We start from the raw sequence: 345 nt of genomic DNA on the forward strand, positions 1-345 counted from the left end.
CGCGCGGTGATCTGCATGTCGAGGCTGGTGCCCGGGAACAAGCTCGACGCCATCCGCCGCCTCGGCGCCGATGTGCGCATCGTCGGCAACAGCCAGGACGACGCCCAGCAGGAAGTCGACAGGCTGGTGGCCGAAGAGGGGCTGGTCATGCTGCCGCCCTTCGACCATCCCGACATCGTCGCCGGGCAAGGCACGCTCGGACTGGAGATCATGGAGCAGGTTCCGGACGCAGCAAGCGTGCTGGTGCCGCTCTCCGGCGGCGGGCTCGCATCCGGCGTGGCTGCGGCCGTCAAGGGTGTGAGCCCGGGCACCAAAGTCATCGGTGTCTCGATGGCGCGGGGCGCG

1 protein-coding gene is annotated in these 345 nt (G+C 69.9%); it reads left to right on the forward strand.

Translation table 11 applies throughout. The features are described from left to right. The coding region (locus EN786_RS36555) for a pyridoxal-phosphate dependent enzyme (RefSeq protein WP_135910120.1) at positions 1-345 on the forward strand (345 nt) is incomplete at both ends.

Source organism: Mesorhizobium sp. M4B.F.Ca.ET.143.01.1.1, assembly GCF_004792275.1.
Classification (GTDB): Bacteria; Pseudomonadota; Alphaproteobacteria; order Rhizobiales; family Rhizobiaceae; genus Mesorhizobium; species Mesorhizobium abyssinicae.